The following is a 21,961-nucleotide window of genomic DNA, read 5'->3' as shown; positions in this document are numbered from 1 at the left end:
CATCGGTAATCAAGCACCAAAAACGGGAGACAGAAAGGTGACGCGCAAGGGACGGTTATACCCCCAATCCCTTCGCACCGGCATGGTTTCATGCCAGACGGTATAACCTTTCTGACCGTTTGGGTGCTGGCAATGGGACAACCATGTTAGATGGAAAACAGATTTCGAAGAAGCTGATCGGATCGGAGGACGAACGTGCAGTATCACCAGTGATCGGGGTTATCCTGATGGTCGCGATAACAGTCATTCTCGCGGCTGTGATCGCGGCGTTCGTGCTTGACCTCGGTGGGAGCGTCGGCGAAGAGGCACAGGCCGGCGTGTCAATTGATGTCGACGAAACTGCACAAGGGAATATCACAGTTGAAGTCACATCATCTGGAAACGCTGATCATGTTGACTTCCGCTCCAGTGCGTTTGATTCCGATGAAGAAGATCGGGTCGAGAACATGACTGTTGGAGATAGTGAAACCATGAGTAATGCTGACGGTAATTTTGAACATGACAATGGGACAGTCACCGCTGTTGCAGTGATTGAGGCAGATGGAACTGAAACGCAGGTCGGGAGTGAGTCTTTCGACTTTGACAACTAAGTTAGACCTATGGATCTAAGCAAATATCAATCAAAGCTGGTCGGCACGGAAGATGAGCGGGCAGTCTCTCCAGTAATTGGGGTTATCTTGATGGTCGCGATAACAGTCATTCTCGCGGCTGTGATCGCGGCATTCGTACTGGATCTCGGAGGGAGTGTCGGTCAAGAGGCTCAGGCGGGTGTATCGATGGACTTTGATGAAGACGAGGAAGAACTCGCCATTGAGGTGACCTCGCTTGGGAATTCCGATTATGTGACTTTCGGAGGAGTTGCAGGTAATTTCAGCGATGACACTTATGGCCCTGATGATGCTGAAGACCTTTCCGAGGCTGAACTTACAGTTGGCGATACAGAGACGCTCAATTCTGATGATATTGACGACGGTGACGTTAACGGCACTGTGACTGCGATTGCAGTAATCTCAGAAGACGATACACAAACGCAGGTTGGAAGTATCGAAGTCAATATAGCTGACGAATAGGGCTAATACCCTTTCTATATCGCCAACCAATCACCTCGTGAATATATTTCTATTATAGTGTAGATCGTTGATTTACCGGACGTATCTTGAAATAATGTACCGCTCAATACACTTGGCTATTCACCCTATTCTCTAATTCTTTGGCGTCAACCTCGCCATTGAGATACGCTCGTCTTCAACCGGTGATTCGGTAGTAACTCCCGTCGACCTTTTTAATCAGTTCGCCATCCTTGAACTTACTCATTCGCTGCGAGAGCCAGTTCCGAGAGTAGTTGAGGTTGCTCGCAGCGACTGCAGGGGAGAGAATCAGCTCGGATTCGTCAAGTAACTCGAAAATCTGGTTGTCCTTTTGGTCCATCCACTCAACCCGCGGGTGCATACCCACAACTCATAGTCTTGCACTTATCGAATAACGAAACTTGTTCGTACAAACGCCATTCAGTGTTTGGTAAAGCACGGATTAGTTGGTTATCGCTAAGTAATGTCTGTTCCTGTATTCGGTTGACGGCAGACTGACGGACCCACCGATGCCCAGTTGGGCCCTCGTAAGAAATGCGGACCCGGCGATTCATCACCGGCCCGCTGGCCTCCGCACCTACGCTACGCACGCATGATAGAATGCACCTGCGGGGAATTTAGTGCCACACTTGAGCGCACGCATAGATACTGAACAAGAATTAGGAACCGTTCGATAACGGCTACGATCAGTTCTATCTCTGCAGTTCTCTTTCGTTTTTGACTGAGAAGAGAGGTCAACAGGCAACCATATCCAGTTCAGCCGTCAGCAATTAATACAATGTCTGATTGCTATAGCGTATGATAACCGACGCTCGAGCCCTCCAGCGGTCGTTCGTCCCGCAGGAACTCCAACATCGGGACGGGCAAATTTCCTACCTCTCGGCGGCGCTCAAGCCGATTACACAGAACTCGCCGGGCGAACACGTGTTCATCCACGGCCCGAGCGGCGCGGGAAAGACGACACTCGCCAGGCACGTCGCCGAACGGCTCGAGGCGACTGCGTTCGGGTTTCGCTGGGGGTACGTCAACTGCATGTCGGACTCGTCGACCAACGCTGTCCTGCAACGGCTGGTCCGTGACACTGGCCTGGCGGCCCACCTGTCGACCGACGGGACACCTGCGAGCGAGTTCTACGACCAGTTTCGGACGTACGACGGCCAGTTGCTCGTGATCCTCGACGAGGTCGACTGCCTCGAGGACGAGTCGGTCCTTCATGCACTCTACGATATGCCAAACGTGACGATGGTCGTGATTACGATCGGCGAGGACAACATGCTCGCACGCTGTGACAGCCGCGTTCGGAGTCGTCTGCAGTCGATGACGACAGTCGCCCTCGAGAAGTACACTCTCGCCCAGCTGGTCGACATTCTCCGAGCGCGTATTCGGGCGGGGCTGGCCCCCGGCGTGATCACCTCCGCCGCGATCGCGGAGATCGCCGACCGCGCTGCTGGTGATGCCCGCGAAGCGATCGCGATGCTCCGCCAGGCCGTGATGGTGGTCGACTCGAGCCCGGAACCGAAGATCACCGTCGGCGTTGTCCACCGCGTCGAAGACGACGCTCGCGAAGAGATCCGATGCGACCGCGTCGACGACCTGGGGACCCACAAGCGGTTGCTCTACGATATTATCGACGCGGCCGGCAAGATCGGCGTGACGGAACTCCGTGAGACCTACGAGCAACGCTGTTCCGTGCCCAAAGCTGGAAGCACGCGACGGCGGTATCTGGCGTCGCTCGAGGAGAAATACGAGCTGATCGCCTCGAGCGGAAACGGTTGAGGGAAGACCTATCGCGTGACCGAGCCGTGACCTCGAGCCGGCCCACTTTCTCCCGCATCGCAACACCCACGAGCGAAGGGCGCAGTCTGCGATGTGGAACAGTGGAACACGCAGAATCGAATCAGGGAAGTCGCAGCGCTCGAACAAAGCGAGAGTGACCGTCTTTCTGTGTTCGACATTCGCGCTGGCCCAACTTCATCCACATTGTCGCTCGTGAGCGATACCGAATAGCTCGTGGCTCGTCCATGCCGACCGATCGAGCCTCGAGTCATGACCGGCTGGAACACGTCTACAGCGTCGCGGCCGGTCACCGCCTCGAGGCGTCGACGATCCCTGCGGTCTGTCCAACTGCGACGAGCGCAATCCCGGAAAGTGCGCCGACGTTGGTCTCGAAGACGCCGATAGCGAGGCTGAAAACTATCGCGCCGACGAGACAGCAGGCGGCACCGCCGAGGTAGGTTACGGCTGCAGTGGGGAGTTCGCGGCCGGTGTAGGCCAGCCCGACAGCGGGCAGGATCATCCAGCCAACGAGACTCACCCCCAGTAGCGCCGTCGCTGCGCTCGAGACGAGAAAGCCAGCGATGCCACAGAGGGTGAGTCCAAAACCGACGACGAGGACGGCTCGCCACGCACGAAGCGCGCCGTCGCCCATCAGCCGCCAGCCTGTGACGGTGAAAAACGCGATGAACGCGGCCATGACCAGCAGTGCGACGAACACGCTCTGCTCGCTCACGAGATCGACCTGTGTCGCTCCGACCGTCGTCCACGCGGCGGGGATCAACACCACCGGCGCACCATCACGGATCCTCGAGAGCACGTTGGTGCATACGCCGTAGCCTGCAAAAAGGCTCCTGGCTCGGCTCACACGGTGTGACTCGCTTCGAGCCGTCACCGGCAGTGACGGTACTCGACCGAACCGCGGTCGACGGATGCAAGGAGAGTCGCACGCGCTAGCCGACCGTTCCGAGGGACGTGGTGTTCGGGCACGAGCGGGGCCGAGACAGGACGAAATCCGGCCGTCCGCATCGCGTCGAAGCTCGGATATCGGCCGACTGTCCCCTCGTTTCCGAAAACAGACAGCCGTCCGTCGTCGTCGCGAGCGTAGCGGTACTGGAACGCCCTCGGCTCGGGGCCGGGACAGGCCAGTTCATCGGAGTCGACCGCCGCGACAGGCTCGCCACTGGCCTCGAGGAGCAGTTCGGGTTGATCCGAGTCGGTCACGACCTCGTGCCACGTCAGCTCCCCTCGGTGACCGACGCAGGCGAAGCTTCCGTCGGTCAGCCTGATGCGATCCTCGAGGGCGTAGAACCGGCGGGCACCGTCGCGTTCGCCAGCGAGCAGGAACGGTGCTGTCACCACCTCCGTGACGGCCTCGCGAGACCACTGGTCGGTGACGAGCACCGGCACCCGTCCCTCGTTGGCGGCGTTCGCGATCGCTGAGACGACCGTTAGAGGGTTGCCGTCAGCGAGGTGGACGACCTCGAGCGGGGCGTCGACGCCGGCCAGACCAGCGGGTCCGTTCCTGGCAGTCGTCGCATACTCACTCGCCTCGAGTGTGAACCCTCGGTCCTGCAAATCTCGCTCGACTGCCGCCCTTCGACGCGATACTGGACGATCCATCACCGAAGATAGGGAGAGCGCAATGTAAACAGCCGTCCCTCACTGGTTGGGGGTGGCGACTGTGATCTGGGATGCCGAGCCGTGTTCACAGCTCGTTCGGTCCCCTGCCGACCGAACGACTCTTGATGCCAACATTCGTTCGAGCGGCTATGGACCCTGGACTCGGCTTTGCAATTTCAGCCGCCTTCGTCTGGGGATTCTACATCTACGTCCTCAAGCGCTCGTTCTCGAACTATCCGCCCGCGGCGCTCACCGTGTTGATCAACGCCTTCGCGGTCGCGTGGTATCTGCCGGTGACGATCACGCAGACGGGGTTCTCGAGTGACCTGTTTGCTGGCTTCGGGCTTTCCGAACTGGGTGTTGTCGCGCTGACGGTGCTCTCGACTGCCGTCGCGTTCGTGCTGTTCTTGCATGCGATTTCGATCGGTGACGTTTCCTACGTCACGCCGATCAACAAGATCGTCCCGATGTTCGTTTTGCCGCTCGAGGTCCTGTTGCTCGGACAGTTTCTCACGCCGATTCAGGTCGTCGGCGTCGTGGTCGCGACGCTCGCGGTCTACGTGGCCAACTACGATCCTGGTGGATTCTTCAAACCGTTCGTCAAGGCCGCACGGTCGCGACCCGCCCAGCTCGCACTCGTGAGTGCGATGTGTTATGCGATTAGCGACGTCGGCAAGCGTGTCTCGCTGCAAGAGCTTGCGATTCCGGAGACGCTCTGGGTTCCGTTGCTCCTGTTCGGTGTCCTCCTGGTGCTCCTTCCGAGTGCGATCCGCAACCCACCCACGGCGGTCCGCGGGGATCTCCCGAAACTCGCTCTCGGTGGTGCGATCGTCGCCCTTGGAGAACACGCCACGACTCTCGCGTTTGCGCTTCTCCCGGCGAGCATCGCCTCTCCAGTGATCAACACGCAGGCGATCGTCGCGGTCGTCCTTGGTGGGCTCCTCCTGGGCGAACGGTACTTCCGCCTCCGACTCGTCGCCGCGGTCCTGGCGGTCGTCGGCGTGACGCTCATCGCGATGTGAGTTCCCGTCGACGCCCGATGACTCGAATGTCTTTCTGGCCCGTCTCTACTCCCATGATGAACACGGGTTGGCTGCCGGCGGCGATGGTGTGACGGTCAGGCCGACGGAGCGCTGGCACACGATTCGTTACTCGTCGTCGAACAGCCCGTTGTCGAAGATTCCGGCGTCGTCGTCAGTCTCATCATCGTCACCGAAAGGACCGTCGTCGTCACCGAAAGGACCGTCGTCATCGCCGAAGATACCGTCGTCGAAGATATCGTCGTCCGCCTCGCCACCGTCGGGCTCCGTTACATCGTCTCCATCCGGCGCCGTCGTTTCGTCGGGACCGTCGGTCTCGAGTTCGTCTTCTTCGCCTGCATCGTCTGTCGGTTCGTCTTCGTCCGACTCCTCGCTCCCGTCGCCGTCGCCTTCATCCGTCTCATTGTCGCTCTCATCTGTCTCGCTGTCGTCGGCATCCTCGCTTACATCGTCTTCGTCATCCGATTCGACTTCGTCGCCGCTCTCGTCCGACGCTTCAGCCTCGAGTTCGTCGTCGGTGCCGTCGTCGAACCCGTTCTCGCTTTCGGCTGATTCGAATCCGGATTCCTCGTCGTCGCTGACGCTTTCGAGTGCGTCGTCCCCGCTCGAGACGTCACCAACGAGACCAGGGCCGGCGAGCGCGACAGTCACGCCGAACGCGAGGAGGACAAGCCCGATCGTAGCGACGAGCATCCAGCTCGAACCGGCCGCGTCGCCGTCGGATCCGCTCTCGTGATCGTCTGCCATCGATTCGACCTACGTGGTTCGAGGGGCTTTGTTAAGCACGTCAATTGGGGCGGTCGTGTCGACTGCTCGGGGCCCGCTCGAGCATCCCCTACCGAGAGCGCAGGGGTCGAACGTCGTCATCTGTCCCTGTACGGTCCGATTATCAGGTCTCGTGGCCGCCCGTTCCGATCTGTGGGGACGTTCATTGGTCCCGCTCTGTCCCGTAGTCGGGAAGGTGCCCTTGACTCGCTACGGTGATCGAAGACGTTGATCAGCCCTGTTCTCGACCGAACGGCTACAGGTCCTGCAGCCGGATGCCGTCTTCGACGAGTCGCATGTTCCGCTCGCGGTCTAAGTGCTCCCCCAGGTCATCGTGTGCGTACAGCTGAGCGATCACGTCGGCGTAGAGTGTTCGCCAGGCGATCGCGTAGATCGGTGATTGTCCCCACGCGCGGAGCTCGGGGACTAGTTCGTCGTATCTCTCGTATCGTTGCTCGAACCGATCGACCGCCTCGAGGATCCGTACGGCGGCGTCGCGGTCGTCGTCGGCCTCCTCGATCGCCCGGTTGAGTTTTGTCTCCCAGCCTGCGACGGCCTGTTGCATGTCCGTTGCGGCCGTCTCGTCGTCGGCCGGTAGTCGCTCGAGGATCGGTTCCGGAACGCCCAGTGAAATCGCGTCCATGACTCCTGGTATGTCATCGACCGGTATGAAACTGTGTTCGACGGATCTCGGCGCTTTTGCCTTGCTCGATTTCCTATTGCAAGATGTGATTTATAGCGTTGGTTTCCGGTGGTGACAGCCCCTCTCGAGTCGGTTGCCCAGTGGATATGCTGTCCGTTCGACGACGAGTGGTTCGCTCGAGGGGAGGTCGAAATCCTGGTCGGTCCGACTGTAACGGCGATGGTGGGCCGAGTTGTCTCCCCGATGCCGGCCTCTGGTTCTTCGGTGGACGAGCCATACGGATCGTTCTGGATCGGCAACTCATATCCTGTCTACTGGTGCCGAACGGTCGCCGTGTTCTGTCGCAGCTATTTCCCCGCGGGTTCCGTACATACGGAGGCGCGTCTGCGAGTGAGCCGCCGTTGAACTCGATTCGATCGCGGTGGTCGGTCCGTTCGTCCCCCGAATCGGAACGGGGTTCCGTCGTAGCTCGGCTCACGAGTTCGCCACTCGGTTGCTACATTGAACTCCTGATACTGTTAGCCCGGGCCAGCCAGCGGTTGGGGTCGCGAGCGTCGTGCAGCAGGCTTTGACCGACTCGAGTCGCTGGGAGTCCGATCTAACTATGACTCGACACGGAGGAAGAGGTTCCCGGCGGTTCGAACCAATGGGTCAGGGTGGTCGATCAGGTCTCCTCGATTCGAGCCGTCCGGAGGCCAACTGACGGTGGAACAGCGTGGCCGAGCTGTGACAGATCAGGTTGTTCGCCGGTGCGTGAGTCTACCGAACCGACCCGAGTGCTCGAGTCAACACCTGTTTCCGGGTGATTGTTGCTGTTGCTCGCCTGGTTCGCGCAGTTTAGGGCTATCCCGGGACGCATAGTCGAACGCCGATGCCAGTTGCGCCATCGATGGGACGGATGGGGGTGCTGTGGGTGTTGTCGACCGTCTCACTCGATACATGAACCTCATTTCGGTATACAGAATTTTGTTTGACCGCTCAGCACAGAAACAGGAAGCCCCACCCTCTACAACCGAGGGGCGAGTAGCCCCGAGCGCGGTAGGGTGGGGTAGTTCACCGTACGCTTATCTCCGCCAGTCTACTTAGCTGCGTCAATCCACCATGTCCCTCTCGAACCGTTCGACCATACACCTGGTTCCCGGAGCCGTGAGCGAGCAACCGACGTCGAGCCGAGCAACTCCTCGAGCGAGGACTGACCCTCCGACGGCTCGACGAGCCCCTATGTATATCCGGCTTCACGGTGAACGATGGGTAACAGTGTCACACCGCCATTTCCGGGTGGGAGGGAGAATCGGTCCCGACCACGTGGTTCGCACCGTCTCGCTGGTCGATCACAGTCGTGGCATCGATGGGAGAACCGAGGGCGACGAACTCGAGAGTGCCCGTGTAATCGATGAGTAACGCTCACCCTACATCCGCACAGCTGTTACTGGTCGAGGACAACCCCGGCGACGTCAGGCTGACCAGAGAGGCGTTCGAGGCGGGACGGATCGAGAACGAACTCCACGTCGTCCCCGACGGGGCCCAGGCGCTCGACTTTCTCCACCGGCGCGGCGAGTACGCAGACGCACCGCGGCCGGATCTCATCTTGCTGGATCTCAACCTGCCCCGGACTGGCGGCGAGGCGGTCCTCGAAGAGCTCAAAGCCGATCCCGAGTTGCGCCCGATCCCGGTAATCGTCCTGACGAGTTCTCGAGCCGAAGAGGACGTCGTCAAGTCGTACGACTTGCACGCAAACGCCTACCTCACGAAGCCGGTCGACCCCGACGAGTTCATCGACACTGTTCGTGCCTTCGAGAAGTTCTGGTTTTCCGTCGTGCGACTCCCGCCGGAGCGTGATCGGTGATGAGCGAAACCGAACCCAACGAGACGACGGCTCCCGACTCAGCGAGCCTCCTTCGCATCCTTCTGATCGAAGACAACCCCGGCGACGCTCGGCTGATCGAGGAGATGCTTCGCGATACCGCCGAACTCGCCCGGCGGGTCAGCGCCGACGAGCACGAGGACCGAAGACCAGAGCTAACCCACGCGAACCGCCTCGAGGACGGCCTCGAGCGGCTCCGTTCCGAGTCCGCAGACGTGGTGTTACTCGATTTGAACTTACCCGACAGCACGGGACTGGAGACACTCGAGCGAGTCGACGGCGAGAGCGACGTGCCGATCGTCGTTCTCACTGGAGTCCGCGACCAGCGTATCGGCGTCGACGCGATCCAGCGTGGGGCGCAGGACTTTCTCGTCAAAGACGAGGTGACAAGCGAGTTGCTCGTCCGGACGATCTATCACGCGATCGAGCGCGCCCGACAGGAACGAATTCGACACCGTCAGCGCGACCAACTCGAGGCGTTCAACCGGCTCAACCGGATCGGCCACGACGTGACTCACGCGGTGATCACGACAGAGACGCGAGACGAACTCGAGCAACGGGTCTGTGACCGGCTCGTCAAGTCCGACGCGTATCGGTTCGCCTGGATCGGCGAGGTCAACCCTGGCAGCGACCAGGTCATCCCGAAAGTCGCCGCCGGCGTTGGCGAAGACTACCTCGAGGAGATCGAGGTGAGCGCCGACGCGGACGATCCGACCGGACAGGGGCCAACCGGACGGGCTATTCGGACCGGGAGCGTACAGATCACGACGGACGTTCAAACCGATCCTGCGTTCGAGCCCTGGCGCGAACAGGCCACTGAGCGGGACTACCGCTCGTCAGCGGCGGTCCCGATCGTCCACGAAGACCTCGTCTATGGCGTCCTGAACCTTTATTCGGCCCGACCACGAGCGTTCACCGAACCCGAGATTCCGATCCTTGCTCGCATCGGCGACGTTATCGCCCACGCGATTACGGCGATCGAGCGCAGGGACGCCCTCGTCAGCGACACCGTCGTCGAACTCGAGTTCCGACTCGACGAGATGGCCGAGCCGCTGGTCGACCTTTCGGCGACCGAAGCGTGTTCGATCGAGATCGACCAACTCGTCAGCGGTGACGAGGCACTGCTCGCCTACGGCTCGGCCAACGACGTCTCACAGGAGACGTTTCTCGAGGCCGTCGACCGAACACCGGGGATCACCGACGCACGGGTGCTTGCGGCCAGACGTGAGACGTTCGAGTTCGAACTCGTTGCCCCTGCGGCCGTCTCGCTGTTCGAGACGATCGCTACCCACGGCGGGCGCGTCGAGTCAGCGACGATCGCCGACGGGGAGTTCCGATTCGTCGTCGAACTTCCGCGCGGGCGAGACACTCGCCAGATGGTCGAACTCATCCAGAACGAACGCGACGACATCACTCATCTCGCCCAGCGGACGACCGACCGCAGCGACCACGCCGAGTCGGGTGCACAGTCGGTCCTCGAAGACGAACTCACCGAAAAACAGCGAGTCGCACTCGAGACGGCGTACTACGCGGGCTACTTCGATTGGCCCCGTGGGAGTACGGGCGAAGAGATCGCCGACCGACTTGGGATCGCCCCCGCGACGTTAAACCAGCACCTCCGGACGGCCGAACGGAAGTTCTTCGATTTGGTACTCGGGGAGTAGATCGGAAAATCAGGGCCGAGTTACGCCTGGCGCACTATGCCTGGCGCGGTTCGGTCGCAGGCGGCGTCACGTCCTCGGCTTTTCGGCCGGTAATGGCGACGACCGCCATCGAGAGACCGGTCAACAGGAGGCTGATGCCCACGAGGAGACCGATCGCCCAGGCCGCATCAGCCGGGAAGCCGACCCAGAGGAGCAAAGCGAGGACAAGCGAGAGGACGCCGCTGGCAGCGATCGACGCTCGTCCAGGCTGTTCGTCCATCCGCATCGCCATCCAGAGCTCAGCGACGGCGTCGACCGCCAGGTACGCGATCACCAGCATCGTGAGGCCCACGAGGCCGACGACGGGGTTCACCAGCAAGAGGAGACCGGCGAGTACGGAGACGACGGCGAGTGCGACCTGCCAGAGTCGGCCGTCCCAGCCCTGAGCGGTGAACGCGTGAGCGCCGTGGACGATTCCGCTGACGAGGAGGAGTGCGCCAAGCCCGAGTGTTACCGAAAGCCCGGTCACGAACGGGAACGCGATCGCGAGGAGTCCGAGCAGACCGACGACCCCGCCAGCGATCGCGAGCGTCCGCCAGCCGCGCTCGAGGGAGTATTCGGGTACGTCACCGGCTGTCGAGACTGCGTGTATCGGAGTCATCGATCTGAGTACGCCACGGAACGACATAACAATGATTCACTATTTGACAGTATATCGCGGCGGCGGACCAGTCCGGAGCCGGAACGAACAGGCGTTTCAGACGCTCTTGGACCAGCGATCAAAGACACGTCAGTGTGTTGAAAACGGCCGTAAGGGCGTCGCGTCGGCCGTTATTTCTCTTCGACGTGACGGATCTCGCAGGCGATCCCTCGGGTGCTCTCGGCCATCTCGCGGCCGAACATCTCGGCGCGGCCGACGCCGAAGGCGTTGGGCCCGTCGACGACGACCTCGTCGCCCACCCGGATGTCCTCGTCGGCGTCGACGACGCCAGGCGCGAGCACGCTGCCGTGGGGGACGAAGCCGTCGATTTCGACGCGCTTCGTGGGGACGTCGGCCTCGACCCACCGCTTTGCCCCCTCGAGCGTGAACGACAGCGTCCCGTACTGGGGGACCATCGTGGCCAGTTGCGTGTCCTCGCGGTCGCGGACCTGGATCTTCGGGTATCGGCTCGTGGTCTGGATCTCCTCGAAGAGGCCGTCGCCGGCCCCGTCGCCGAGCAGGTAGTCGGCGATGGCGCGGACGGTGTTGTGCTCGCGCTCGCGTTTGGAGTATTTGAGTTCGCCCGAAAGCGCCGAAGCGAGGTTCGTGAGTGATTCGTCATCGGTTGGGTGGCCACCCTCGGGGACGGTGTACGTCACGTCGAGGTCCTCCTCGCCGGTCCACGACTCCTCGACGCGGGAAACGATGTCCCGGTAGCCCTCGTCGGGGACGTGCGCGACGACGTACGGGTAACTCTCGGCGTTGCGCTCGAGATACCGCCGGAGTACCTCGCTGACGAACTGTTTTTCGTCTTCGGACCACCGGCCCGTCACGACGGTGTCGTAGTGCTGGGCCGGGTACGTGGTCTCGAGTTCCTGCGGGACGACGCCGATCGGGCTGGTCATCGAGACGAGGTGACCGCGCCACTGGATCGCGTCGTGGAACTGACGGTGGCTCTGGGACTCGCTGTAGGGTTTCGCCGCCGAGCAGGGCACCAAGACGAGCGGGTTTCGGAATCGGTTCCGGTACCGCGTCGTCACGCGGTCGGCGTACCGCTGAATCTCCACCCGGCGCAGCGTCTCTTCGCTCGCGGCGTCGATCTGGGCGTCCCGCAGGATCGGCGTGCGCTCTTCGAGATAGCTCCACTGTGAATCCAGTTCGCGCATCGCCGCGGTGAGCCACTGATCCTGACGGGCCTGTCCCTCGAGGTAATCGCGCAGGCGGCCGTCGCGAATCCGCTGGCGGACGATTCCGAGTTCGGCCTCGAGTGCGTTGCGGTTGTGTTCGGCGCAGTCCTCGCGGGAAAACGCCTCGCGTGGCTGCTGGCAGGCCGGACACGAGCAGGGCAGTTCCTCGAGGTCCTCGAGGAAGTACGCCTCGTCGGTCGTGAGATAGCGGCCCTCGGTGCCCCTGATGACGGCCGCGGTCGCATCGAAGAGGTCGACGCCAGCGTAGGCGAGCAGCGCGACGTTTCGCGGCGTCGCGACCCCCGAGAAGTAGAGTGCGGTGTCGGCCGGAATCGCCTCGCGGACGGAGACGACGGCCTCGACGAGTGCCGCGCCGTGGCCGACGATTGACTGCACGTTGGAGACGGCGTAGGCGTCGGTCCCCTGATCGTCGACGGACTCACTCGAGACGACGGCGACGCTCGGATAGTCGACGTCGGGGTAGTCGACGGCGAACGACTTCTGGACTTCCGGGGCGGTGCCGCCGGGGAACGCTCGGTGGGGGAGCACGGTCAGCGTCGACTCGTCGCCCGCGGGTACCTCGCGATCGGCAGCCCACAGCGAGCCCGCATCCTCGAGGATGTCGTCGACAAGCGCGGGTGTCGTCCGGGCCGACTCGAGGCGGAGTTCGCCCACGCGCGCGGCCCCGTCGCGAGCGTGTACTTCGAAGTACTCGGTCATACGAAAACTGGGAGGGGGAGGGCGAAAGAGGCTGTCGGTCCTGGCGCCGACGGTGCCCGATCAGACGCGCTCGAGAAACGTCGCCGTCGCAGAGGTGTGGCCGCGATTGAACGACCGAACCTCGAGTTGGATCACGTCACCTTCCTCGAGCCCGCGGGGGATGTCCTCGACGAAGACGACGAACCCCTCGACCTTGCAGACGGCGTGGCGCTTGCCGGTGTGGTGTTCGGAGAAGTCCTCGACGACGCCGCGTCGTGTCTCACCGAGGTCGACCGGTGGTGCTCGCGTCTGGGCTTCCTTGTGTCGCTCCCATGACTCACGCCGGTCGCTTGAGCCCCCGCGAAACCGCCGGATCAGCCACGAGCCGAACAGGACCGTCACGATCACACCGAGGACGAGCGACGTTGCACCGAGCATACGCCGACTGGGAACGCGTCCCTCTTCGCTGTTCTGATCGGCGTTGCCGTGGTCCGACTACGCCTCGTCGAGGTCGACCAGCGTGACTCCGTCGGGCACGCGCTCGAGGACGCTGGCCGGCCAGCCGCGATGGCCAAGCGTCACGTCGGCGTCCGGGTTCGTCTCGACGAGGCGGGCGACGCCGTCGGCCGCAGCCGCGAGTGCCGCACGATCCGTCCGTTCGGGAACTTCCGCGGTGAGCGGATAGCTCTTCGACAGCGCCCGTGGGAACGGGCCAAACGGCGGTTCGACCCGCCAGGACTCGTCGAACTCGTCGCCGCGGGCGGGTTGGCCCTCCGTGAGCAACAGTGAGCCCGGTACTGAGAGTCGCTCGAGGCGTTTGTGGTGGCGGAGCACCTCGGGGCGACGGGCGCTCTCGTGAGAGGTGTAGAAGAACGAGCCCTTCGAGACGGGGTCGGACTCCTCGAGCTGGGTGGCGTGGTCGAGCAGCGTCCGGTAGCCGTCGAGCATCGTCGGGTGTGCCCGGGCGCGCTGTTCGACGAGTTCGAGGAGGGTGCCGGCGCGGATGGCCTGTTTGATCCGGCGCAGTTCCTCGAACGTGACGTGGAGGTTGTGGGCGGCGAGTTCCTCCTCGCGGCGGTCGTCCGGCAGCTCCCGGAGTTCCTCGGGCGAGAACGCGGTACAGACGGGACACGAACACGGGAGATACTCGAGGTCCTCGAGGTGGCGGGTGCCACGAACCGTCAGATAACGATCGTCGCGGGCATAGAGAGCGTAAGCGGCGGAGTCAAACAGGTCACAGCCCATCGCGACGCCGAGTGCGAACATCATGGGGTGGCCCGCACCGAAGAGGTGAACCGGTGCGTCGGCACCCAGCCCGCGCTTTGCGGCGGCGACGACGTCGACCATGTCGTCGTACCGATACTCGTTCATCAACGGGACGACCGCGCCGACCGGGAAGACGTCGAGGGTGGTCCCGTCGGCGTGGCGGGCGGCCGCCTCTCGAAGGTCGGGGTAGGTCGAGCCCTGAACGGGCGCGGTAACGAGCATGTCGCCGGTGTCGACGGTTTCGGCGAGCTCGAGCCGTTCCTGGGTCGTCTCGAGTTCGGCTTCGGCGCGTTCACGTGTGACGTCCGGTGGCGTCGGGATGTCGACCGGCGTCCCGATGTCAGAGCCGATTCGGTGCTGGAACTCGAGGATCTCTTCGGTCGTGACGCTGATCTCGCCGTACTCCGAGAGTTGAAAGGAGCCCGAGTCGGTCATGATCGCACCGGGGAAATCCAGCAGTTCGTGTAGCCCCTCCGCTACGGCGCGTTCGCGGACGTCGTCGGTACTATGGATGATGTAGGAGTTCGTAATGAGGATCTCGGCACCGAACTCGTCGGCGAGTCGACGGGGGCTAATCGTATCCAGGTTCGGGTTGATCACCGGCAACAGTGCCGGCGTCTCGACGGTCGTCTCGGCCCGTGGGACGGTGAGTTCGCCGATCCGCCCGCCGGCGTCGACGGCCCGTAGCTCGAAGTGCTCGCGCATTGGTCCTCCGTTGGGTGGTCGGACGTAAGTCAGTGAAGATTTCCGACCACGGCCGGTCGAACCTCGACCGAGTTTCGAACCGCAGCACACCGTTGAAGCCGTAGGGACGCCGTTCGCCGACAGACGTATACGCGGTGGCGACCGCAGGCCAAACTGACTGTTTGCCTGAGCAACCGCTCCTCGAGCGAGCAGCACGTCACCGCTTCCCTCGGGGAAATGAAAGCTCGATTATCGACCGTTGCACGGTTCAAACCGTGGCTTTGACCGAGCTAATGACGTAACAGTCGCCTCGTTTTACTCTGTACGTGACGGTAGCGTCAGAGCGCATGCTGTCACGATCACAGACGCTCGGTGTTGTACTCGTGGCCCTGATGGTCGCACTCTCTGGCGGACCTGCCCTCGCCGGTGCGACGTCAGCGGCCGACGATGGCGACGTAAGCGTAACCCTGCAAAATATCGACGTAGAAACCCTCGAACTCGAGGACGTCACGGTCGAGGACGCGACAATCGAGGAGTTGAACGTTGATGACCTCGACGCTGACGAGGACGAACTCATGGCGGCCGTCGAGGACGACAACGACGTCGACGAGCAAGACGATGACGCGATGAACGACGACAACGATGACGCCCTTGACGACGAAGAGAACGACGTCGATGACGATGAAAACGCTGTTGACGACGACAACAACGTCGAAAACGGCGAGGTCACCTTCTCTGACGTCGAGATCGAACAGCTCGAACTCGACGACGTGACTGTCGACGACCTCGAGCTCGATGAGGATGAGGCCGACGACGTCGACGAGGAAGACGACGATCTCGCTGACGAAGAAGACGATGCGCTCGACGATGACGAAGAGAACGGTGTCGACGACGAGGAGAACGACGTTGACGACGAAAACGACGTTGACGAGGAAGACGACCTGATCGACGAGGACGCCGACTCGCTCACCGTCGAAGACCTCACTATCGAGACGATGGATGTCGATCAAATGACGATCGACGACCTGACTGTCGAGGACAATGACGTCGACGACGAAGAAGCCGAGGAGAACGACGTTGAGGAGGAAGATGATGACCTTCTCAACGACGACGATGAGGAGAACGATGATGACCTTCTCAACGACGACGATGAGGAGAACGATGATGACGAAGAAGACGATGGCCTCCTCAACGATGATGACGACAACGACGTTGAAGAGCAAGAGATCGGCTCACTCACGATCGAGCAGTTCGACGTCGACGAAATCACGATCGACTCGATGACTGTCGAGTCGGTTGACGACGTCGACGAGGAAGACGACGACATGATGGACGACGACGAAGCCGATGATGGTCTCGATGACGACGATGACATGATGGATGACGACGAAGCCGATGATGGTCTCGATGACGACGATGACATGATGGATGACGACGATGACATGATGGACGACGATGAGAACGACGTTGAGAACGAGAACGACGTCAACGACGAGGAAACCGTCATGCAGGCCTCCGCCTCCTCGATCGACATCGGTGACGCGACCGCCGACTCGCTGACGATCGCCGAAGCCGACGGCCTCGAGAACGACGACGAAGCCGATGATAGTCTCGATGACGACGAGGAAGCCGACGACTCCGTAGTGGAGGACGATGATGCAGACGATGCGGACGACGGTGTGCTGTCGGTCGGCCTTCTGGGCTAACCGGATTCGATCGCCAGCCGTCGCTTTTGCTGACCGATTCCATCGCCGACGGGGCCGTCACTCGCCGTCGACGCCGAACAACTCGTAGTGTGAGACCGCGAGCACGGTTCGGCCGTCGCGGATCTCACCAGCGCCGACGGCCTCGAGAAGGTCGTCGTACCCCATCACCGTCACGCGGATACTCTCGTTGTGATCGAGTCGTTGTTCGGCCGTCGGCCGGCAGTCGAACGCGACGAAGACGTGCAAGACGGCGTCGGCCATACCGTTGGCGGGTTCGACGGTCACCAGCGGCTCGAGCCGGTCGGCCTCGTGGCCGGTCTCTTCGGCGAGTTCGCGACGGGCCGCGGCCTCGAGGTCGTCGTCGTCAGGTTCGGTACCGCCGACGGGGAGGCCGCGGTTGACGCGGCCGACAGCCTGTCGCCACTCGTCGATGCAGACGACGTCGCCGTCCGGACGAAAGGGGAGCACGCAGACGCTCGCTGGTTCCGAGAGGTAGTCGAAGTCGGTCTCGGTTTCGTCAGGAAGTCGAACGGTTTCGTTAACGACGTCGAAGCCGGGGCAGGTGTACGCTACCGAGCGATCGAGCGTCTTCCAGGCCAGCGGATCGGTTGGCATACCGGTCGGTACGGGTGTCCGACCCAAAAACGCCCCGTCACGACCGAAGTCGGCTCGTCGACGTCGTTCGATAATGCGGGCTGTACCGCGGCTACGCGGTCCGTTCCGCGATATTTCTCCGTCGTACCACCTCTATAACAAAGCCATGAATCGGTGAACGTCGGTATTCAGAGGATGATCCATGGACAAACTCACCGGATTTCAACGTGACCTCTTGTACGTCATCGCCGGCAAAGACCGTCCGTCAGGCCAGGAGATTCTCGACGATATCAATCGGTACATCGATCAACCGGTCACACACGGCCGGCTGTATCCGAACCTCGACACTCTTGTCGAGATGGACCTCGTCGAGAAAGGCCAACTCGATCGACGGACGAACTACTACGCTCTGACTCCCAAAGGGCGGCGAGAACTCCAGCGCCGACAGGAGTGGGTCGATCAGTACGTCGACGTCTAACACTGTCGGATAACACTAGTGTGAGAGTTCGTCTGAAATGCGGCGAATTCTCTCTATTGCCTGCTGTCCGGCAGTATCACTCCTGACTGAAGCTTTCAGGGTTGATCGACGACACAGCTCTGTAGCGATTGTCAGCGCTCGCGAACCGGTGTCACTCGAGTTTCGAGCACCCCCGATGCGACACCAGTGACGCTGCCGGCGGTTGCACCTCGAGCTGCCGACTCGCACTGCCTCGTCCGTCCGGCGCGAAGAGTCGACTCGAGACCAGACTGACTTCGACCCGAAACCAACCCAGCAGCGTCGACTCGAGCAGCCTGCGCGCTTCGAGAGTGTCTCGGCGGTTCGATCCGTGTGCATATCGGTCACACCACTAGACTGTTAGTCGTTCGCCGTCACCGGAGCGGCGAGCTACGTCATCGGTCGCAGGACAGCGCTGGCTGTTCAGGATGCTCCCTGTAGGCTCGGGTGAACGAAAGAAATGGTGTCGTACAGCGGCTGCTCGACGCCGTATGCTGCCGTTTACGGTAGCCCGCAGGCAGTCAGTTCGCGCCGCTCATCGATCAGTCGTCAGCTTCTACCAGCTCGTCGTCCTCGTAGTCGTCTTCTGTTGGCTCGGGCTCTTCGTCAGGCTCGAGTTCGTCGTCATCCGGGTCGACTGCTTCTTCATCTGGATCGACTGCTTCTTCCTCATCCGGTTCGACGTCTTCTTCTTCTGGTTCGGGCTCTTCTTCGTCCGGCTCCAGTTCCTCTTCTTCTTCGGGTTCGACGTCGTCTTCTTCTTCTTCCATCGTCCCGTCGACGAGCAGGCGAACGTCGAGCGGACGCTCTTCATCCTCTTCGATCTCGTCGTCGGCCAACGGATCGTCGTCATCGTCGGCCATCTCGTCGTCGACCTCCTCGTCCTCGAGGTACCCGATAGCGAAGGCGGTGTACGCCATCTGCTCCTCGAGTTCGACGTCGACCGATAGGACTGGGTCTTCCGGCTCGATTACGTCTTCTTCCGTCTCGAAGCCGTCGTCCTCGTCGTCCGCTTCCTCGAGGCCGTCCTCATCATCCTCGTTATCGAGGCCGTCCGCTTCGTCGTCCGCGGGGAACACCCCGATCGTCGTCTCGGTCGGTTCGACCGGGACGTATCCGGTCGGTTGTCCGAAGGGAACGCCCTCGAAGATCGCTGCACCGCTTTCTTCGTCGACGATGTCGACGGCCGGGGCGTCGGGCGAGGCGTGGACGAACCGGAGATTCGCCGTCTCCTCCTGTACGTCTTCGGGGGTGTCGTCGACGAGTAACAGGACGTCGAACGCGGTGTCTGGGTCCTCATCGAACGTCTCGTCGTCTTCCTCGTCCTCGAGGCCGTCTGCTTCTTCGTCCTCGAGGCCATCTTCCTCGTCGTCGACCGGCGCGTCACCCTCGAGTTCACCGATCGCAGCGGCGGTGTAGTAGTTTTCGTCGACCGTAACCTGTTCTTCGTAAGCGACCGTCTCCGGATCTCCGGCGGCGGTGATAGTTACGGTATACGTTCCTGGTGCGATCTCGAGGTACGGCGAGACGTCGTCGTACGCGACGTCCGCGAGGATCTGATCGTCGTCGACGTAGACGTCGACGTCCGGTGCATCAGGTGAGAAGTGTGCAACCCGGAGTGCCCCCATCTCCTCGTCCTCTGGGGTCTCTTCGGGATCTCGTTCGTCGTCATCGTATTCACTGACTGCCAGTGCGGTACCGGAGAGCGTCGAGCCGGCACCGACGACGCCTATGGCTTTGATTGTGGATCGTCGTGATATGGTCATCGGCAGGCAAAACGCCGGTCGTGGACGGCAAAAACGGGATAGTCAGTTACCCTGATTTTCGGGTTGTTTCTTTCCGTCGGCTGTACGTTCTTCCCGCCTACCAACTCGAAATCCGTTCCTACACCACCCCTCGAGGCCTCTGTCAGTGACTGTACCGCTGGTCGAGTTCTTGGGGCGTGACTACCTCGAGGTCGCCCTCGGTTTCGAGTTCTGAGAGGACCTCCACTGTGATCTCGAACGACTCGAGCGACTCATCCTCGAGGCGACCCCATCCGAGTGCCGTAATTCCGCCGTAGGTCGCGGCTCGGTCGAGTACCTCTTCGACCTCCTCTGGCTCTGGCTCGAGGACGCGCGAGCACAGTAGCGGCTCCGCTGGTTCCCCCTGACACGGATAGCGGCCGACGAACCCGAATTCGTGAACCCCTCGTACGGCCTCGAGCCCAGCCTGGTCGTACCGGCCGGACGGGTAGGCGACGTACCGCGTTCCGTCGTCGTAGCCCTCGCTCTCGAGCCACTCGACGGCGTCTTCGATCTCTTCGCGGCGTTCGTCGTCCTCGAGGTCGGTGAGCGGGCGGCTGCGAGCCGTGTGGCTGGCAATCGTCCAGCCCGCGTCGTCGAGTTCCTCGAGCTGGGTTTCGGCCAGTGCCTCGCCGTCGTGGTCGGCTTCCTCGCGGACGCGGCCAGTGGGGACAAAGACCGTCGCGGGATAGCCGTACTCTTCAGTAATCGGGAGTCCGTTCTCGTAGACCGACTCGTGACCGCCGTCGAACTGGAGCGTGACGACGCCCGTTTCGGGCCGGGCTACGAAGTGGAGGTCGTCGATCCAGAGGTGTCGTTCGATCTCTTCGCCGGCGACGTGTGCAATCTCGAGCCTGGTGATCGCCCCGAGGTCGACGTCGTCGGCGTGTTGGATGCCGAACGGGGGCCGAAGCAGTTCGACGTCGGCCTCGATGGTCGCCCGGAACGTCACGTGGCCGCCGCCGTCGTCGAACAACTGGAGTAACGGGGCCATCGACTCATCCGCCGCGATTGCGAGCCCTGGACTGTGTCGTCGGCAGTCGAGTGGCTCGTCGAACTCGTAGGCGATCCGAGCCTGTTCGTCACTCTCACGGTTCTCGAGGCGAGCGCAGCTGTCGCCAACGATCGCTCGATCCTCGTCGCGAGCGACCGCGCCGGCGACCAGCTCCCATGCGTCGATGTCGGAGAAGTCGTCGACCGTCTCGCCCGATTCGGGCTCGATCGGTCCGGTGGCCTCCTGTTCACTGGCGTCGTCGCTCGAGCCGTCGTCGGCCGAGTCGCCGTCACTGCCGTCCATGCAGCCCCCGATCGTTACCACGAGCCCGGACGCGAGATACGCGCGTCGGTTCATGTGGGGGCCGAGTACGGCCCATCGGATCGTTATTGACGGAGTAGCATCGCTGTCTCGGCGGATTTTTGGGAGGAGCGGGTGAGTACGCTCGTTCGGACTGGTCCGGCAGTCGAGCAGGGTAGTCGTGCCTGCAACCACGGTAGCAAGCGTCGACAACGTGGCAGTCGAGTCGTCTACCCGTACTCGAGCGATCCGGGTTCCGTTCATATACAACGGTTCGCCGGGTACCCTATCGACGTACGTGGGCAGAACCTGCGCCAGGTAGGTGGATGCTACCCTCGAGTACGGTGTGCTTTTGACAATCGACCGTGACATTCATGACCAAGGATTCAATTAGCCTCGGTCGATAGGGTGGGTATGGAGTTCGCCGTTTCCCGCGCCGGAACGACCCTCGTTACCCTCCACGAGGGAACTGATACGACCGCCCGCGACGAGGCCACCGACGAGTTGGCCACTCGCCTCGAGTCTCTCGCTGTCGACGGGACGATCTCGGACTTCGAGATCACCGATGCGACCGTCTACGAACACCCCACTGCGCCGTTTGACCCGTACACGATTACCCTCGAGTTCACCGTCGAGGTCATCGTCGACGCCGACGACGATGCCAGCGCCGAGGAGATCGGCGCGAGCGCGATCGCCGAGGCCCTCGAAAACGCGGACGTCAGTTCGATCTCGTATACCTCTTCACCCGCCGTCTCGGCCGACTGATCGCTCCGATCCGTCGTCCGAACGACCGACTGAACTTATAGGTCAGGCGGTCCTCGTACGAGTATGGAGATCGATATGCGGTTTTTCGCCACCTTCCGTGAAGCAGTCGGCGAGAAAGAGCGAACCGGGCGGTTCGACGGCGACGCTACAGTGGGCGACGTCCTCGCGACGCTCGAGTCGGAGTACGACGGCCTCGAGGAACAGTTGCTCGAGGACGGGACGATCCGTCCGCAACTGAGCGTGCTGAAAAACGGCCGGGACGTCACACACATGGCGGGTCCGGAGACGGAACTCGAGGACGGGGACACGCTGTCAGTGTTCCCACCGGTTGCTGGCGGGTAAGACGA

At 61.9% G+C, this 21,961-nt stretch carries 22 protein-coding genes; 10 read left to right on the top strand and 12 right to left on the bottom strand.

What is annotated here, in order from left to right; all coding sequences use genetic code 11:
- The first annotated feature begins 143 nt into the window (after positions 1 to 143).
- On the top strand, positions 144 to 590 hold the full coding sequence (locus AArc1_RS15470) for a type IV pilin (protein WP_117365217.1): 447 nt from the start codon (positions 144 to 146) through the stop codon (positions 588 to 590).
- Between the two features lie 9 nt (positions 591 to 599).
- Positions 600 to 1,070, top strand: coding sequence for a type IV pilin (locus AArc1_RS15465; protein WP_117365216.1), 471 nt, complete (start codon positions 600 to 602; stop codon positions 1,068 to 1,070).
- A 175-nt stretch (positions 1,071 to 1,245) separates the two neighbouring features.
- On the opposite strand, the gene AArc1_RS15460 is transcribed toward AArc1_RS15465, so the two are convergent.
- On the bottom strand, positions 1,246 to 1,449 hold the full coding sequence (locus AArc1_RS15460) for a MarR family transcriptional regulator (protein ID WP_117365215.1): 204 nt from the start codon (positions 1,447 to 1,449) through the stop codon (positions 1,246 to 1,248).
- 437 nt (positions 1,450 to 1,886) lie between these two features.
- Here AArc1_RS15460 and AArc1_RS15455 point away from each other — a divergent pair, with 437 nt between their 5' ends.
- Positions 1,887 to 2,864 (top strand): Cdc6/Cdc18 family protein, encoded by a 978-nt coding sequence (locus AArc1_RS15455; protein ID WP_117365214.1) that lies wholly within the window; start codon positions 1,887 to 1,889, stop codon positions 2,862 to 2,864.
- Between the two features lie 307 nt (positions 2,865 to 3,171).
- On the opposite strand, the gene AArc1_RS15450 is transcribed toward AArc1_RS15455, so the two are convergent.
- Together AArc1_RS15450 and AArc1_RS15445 are read right to left on the bottom strand one after the other, a co-directional pair.
- Complete coding sequence (locus AArc1_RS15450) at positions 3,172 to 3,681, bottom strand: hypothetical protein (protein ID WP_133412215.1); 510 nt, start codon at positions 3,679 to 3,681, stop codon at positions 3,172 to 3,174.
- 71 nt (positions 3,682 to 3,752) lie between these two features.
- A complete protein-coding gene (locus AArc1_RS15445) occupies positions 3,753 to 4,484 on the bottom strand; it encodes a hypothetical protein (RefSeq protein WP_117365212.1) in 732 nt (243 codons plus the stop codon).
- Positions 4,485 to 4,633: 149 nt separating this feature from the next.
- Between AArc1_RS15445 and AArc1_RS15440 the strand changes: the two genes are divergently transcribed.
- Complete coding sequence (locus AArc1_RS15440) at positions 4,634 to 5,506, top strand: DMT family transporter (protein WP_117365211.1); 873 nt, start codon at positions 4,634 to 4,636, stop codon at positions 5,504 to 5,506.
- Between the two features lie 126 nt (positions 5,507 to 5,632).
- Here AArc1_RS15440 and AArc1_RS15435 read toward each other — a convergent pair whose 3' ends face one another.
- Positions 5,633 to 6,271 carry a hypothetical protein gene (locus AArc1_RS15435; protein WP_117365210.1) on the bottom strand — a complete coding sequence of 213 codons (639 nt, stop codon included), beginning with the start codon at positions 6,269 to 6,271 and terminating at the stop codon, positions 5,633 to 5,635.
- Between the two features lie 274 nt (positions 6,272 to 6,545).
- The gene (locus AArc1_RS15430) at positions 6,546 to 6,932 is read right to left on the bottom strand and encodes a hypothetical protein (protein WP_117365209.1); all 387 of its coding nucleotides are present in this window, start codon (positions 6,930 to 6,932) and stop codon (positions 6,546 to 6,548) included.
- A 1,393-nt stretch (positions 6,933 to 8,325) separates the two neighbouring features.
- On the opposite strand from AArc1_RS15430, the gene AArc1_RS15425 reads away from it, so the two are divergent.
- The gene (locus tag AArc1_RS15425; RefSeq protein WP_117365208.1) at positions 8,326 to 8,778 is read left to right on the top strand and encodes a response regulator; all 453 of its coding nucleotides are present in this window, start codon (positions 8,326 to 8,328) and stop codon (positions 8,776 to 8,778) included.
- A complete protein-coding gene (locus AArc1_RS15420) occupies positions 8,778 to 10,460 on the top strand; it encodes a bacterio-opsin activator domain-containing protein (protein ID WP_117365207.1) in 1,683 nt (560 codons plus the stop codon). The genes AArc1_RS15425 and AArc1_RS15420 overlap by 1 nt, the downstream gene beginning before the upstream one ends.
- A 34-nt stretch (positions 10,461 to 10,494) precedes the next feature.
- Here the strand turns inward: AArc1_RS15420 and AArc1_RS15415 are convergent, their stop codons facing one another.
- The 4 genes from AArc1_RS15415 to tgtA all read right to left on the bottom strand — a co-directional run bounded on the left by AArc1_RS15415 (position 10,495) and on the right by tgtA (position 14,996).
- Positions 10,495 to 11,100, bottom strand: a complete 606-nt coding sequence (locus AArc1_RS15415; protein WP_117365926.1) for an HdeD family acid-resistance protein — start codon at positions 11,098 to 11,100, stop codon at positions 10,495 to 10,497.
- 170 nt (positions 11,101 to 11,270) lie between these two features.
- Entirely contained in the window at positions 11,271 to 13,046 is a 1,776-nt protein-coding gene (gene arcS, locus AArc1_RS15410) for an archaeosine synthase subunit alpha (protein ID WP_117365206.1), read from the bottom strand.
- 60 nt (positions 13,047 to 13,106) lie between these two features.
- Entirely contained in the window at positions 13,107 to 13,463 is a 357-nt protein-coding gene (locus AArc1_RS15405; protein WP_117365205.1) for an RNA-binding protein, read from the bottom strand.
- 57 nt (positions 13,464 to 13,520) lie between these two features.
- Positions 13,521 to 14,996: a tRNA guanosine(15) transglycosylase TgtA gene (tgtA, locus tag AArc1_RS15400; protein WP_117365204.1), complete on the bottom strand. Its 1,476-nt coding sequence runs from the start codon at positions 14,994 to 14,996 to the stop codon at positions 13,521 to 13,523.
- Positions 14,997 to 15,322: 326 nt separating this feature from the next.
- Between tgtA and AArc1_RS15395 the strand changes: the two genes are divergently transcribed.
- The gene (locus AArc1_RS15395) at positions 15,323 to 16,681 is read left to right on the top strand and encodes a hypothetical protein (protein WP_117365203.1); all 1,359 of its coding nucleotides are present in this window, start codon (positions 15,323 to 15,325) and stop codon (positions 16,679 to 16,681) included.
- 57 nt (positions 16,682 to 16,738) lie between these two features.
- Here the strand turns inward: AArc1_RS15395 and AArc1_RS15390 are convergent, their stop codons facing one another.
- On the bottom strand, positions 16,739 to 17,296 hold the full coding sequence (locus AArc1_RS15390) for an NUDIX hydrolase (protein WP_117365202.1): 558 nt from the start codon (positions 17,294 to 17,296) through the stop codon (positions 16,739 to 16,741).
- Positions 17,297 to 17,477: 181 nt separating this feature from the next.
- Between AArc1_RS15390 and AArc1_RS15385 the strand changes: the two genes are divergently transcribed.
- Positions 17,478 to 17,753, top strand: coding sequence for a PadR family transcriptional regulator (locus tag AArc1_RS15385; protein ID WP_117365201.1), 276 nt, complete (start codon positions 17,478 to 17,480; stop codon positions 17,751 to 17,753).
- Positions 17,754 to 18,313: 560 nt separating this feature from the next.
- On the opposite strand, the gene AArc1_RS15380 is transcribed toward AArc1_RS15385, so the two are convergent.
- Positions 18,314 to 19,537, bottom strand: a complete 1,224-nt coding sequence (locus tag AArc1_RS15380; protein WP_117365200.1) for a DUF4397 domain-containing protein — start codon at positions 19,535 to 19,537, stop codon at positions 18,314 to 18,316.
- 142 nt (positions 19,538 to 19,679) lie between these two features.
- Positions 19,680 to 20,906, bottom strand: a complete 1,227-nt coding sequence (locus AArc1_RS15375) for a polysaccharide deacetylase family protein (protein ID WP_161958301.1) — start codon at positions 20,904 to 20,906, stop codon at positions 19,680 to 19,682.
- A 357-nt stretch (positions 20,907 to 21,263) separates the two neighbouring features.
- On the opposite strand from AArc1_RS15375, the gene AArc1_RS15370 reads away from it, so the two are divergent.
- Together AArc1_RS15370 and AArc1_RS15365 are read left to right on the top strand one after the other, a co-directional pair.
- Positions 21,264 to 21,614 carry a hypothetical protein gene (locus AArc1_RS15370; protein WP_117365198.1) on the top strand — a complete coding sequence of 117 codons (351 nt, stop codon included), beginning with the start codon at positions 21,264 to 21,266 and terminating at the stop codon, positions 21,612 to 21,614.
- 63 nt (positions 21,615 to 21,677) lie between these two features.
- Positions 21,678 to 21,956, top strand: coding sequence for a ubiquitin-like small modifier protein 1 (locus tag AArc1_RS15365; protein ID WP_117365197.1), 279 nt, complete (start codon positions 21,678 to 21,680; stop codon positions 21,954 to 21,956).
- Positions 21,957 to 21,961 lie beyond the last annotated feature (5 nt).

Origin of the sequence: Natrarchaeobaculum sulfurireducens, assembly GCF_003430825.1 — an archaeon.
In the GTDB taxonomy this organism is placed as follows: domain Archaea; phylum Halobacteriota; class Halobacteria; order Halobacteriales; family Natrialbaceae; genus Natrarchaeobaculum; species Natrarchaeobaculum sulfurireducens.
This window is presented reverse-complemented; position numbering and strand designations above follow the sequence as displayed.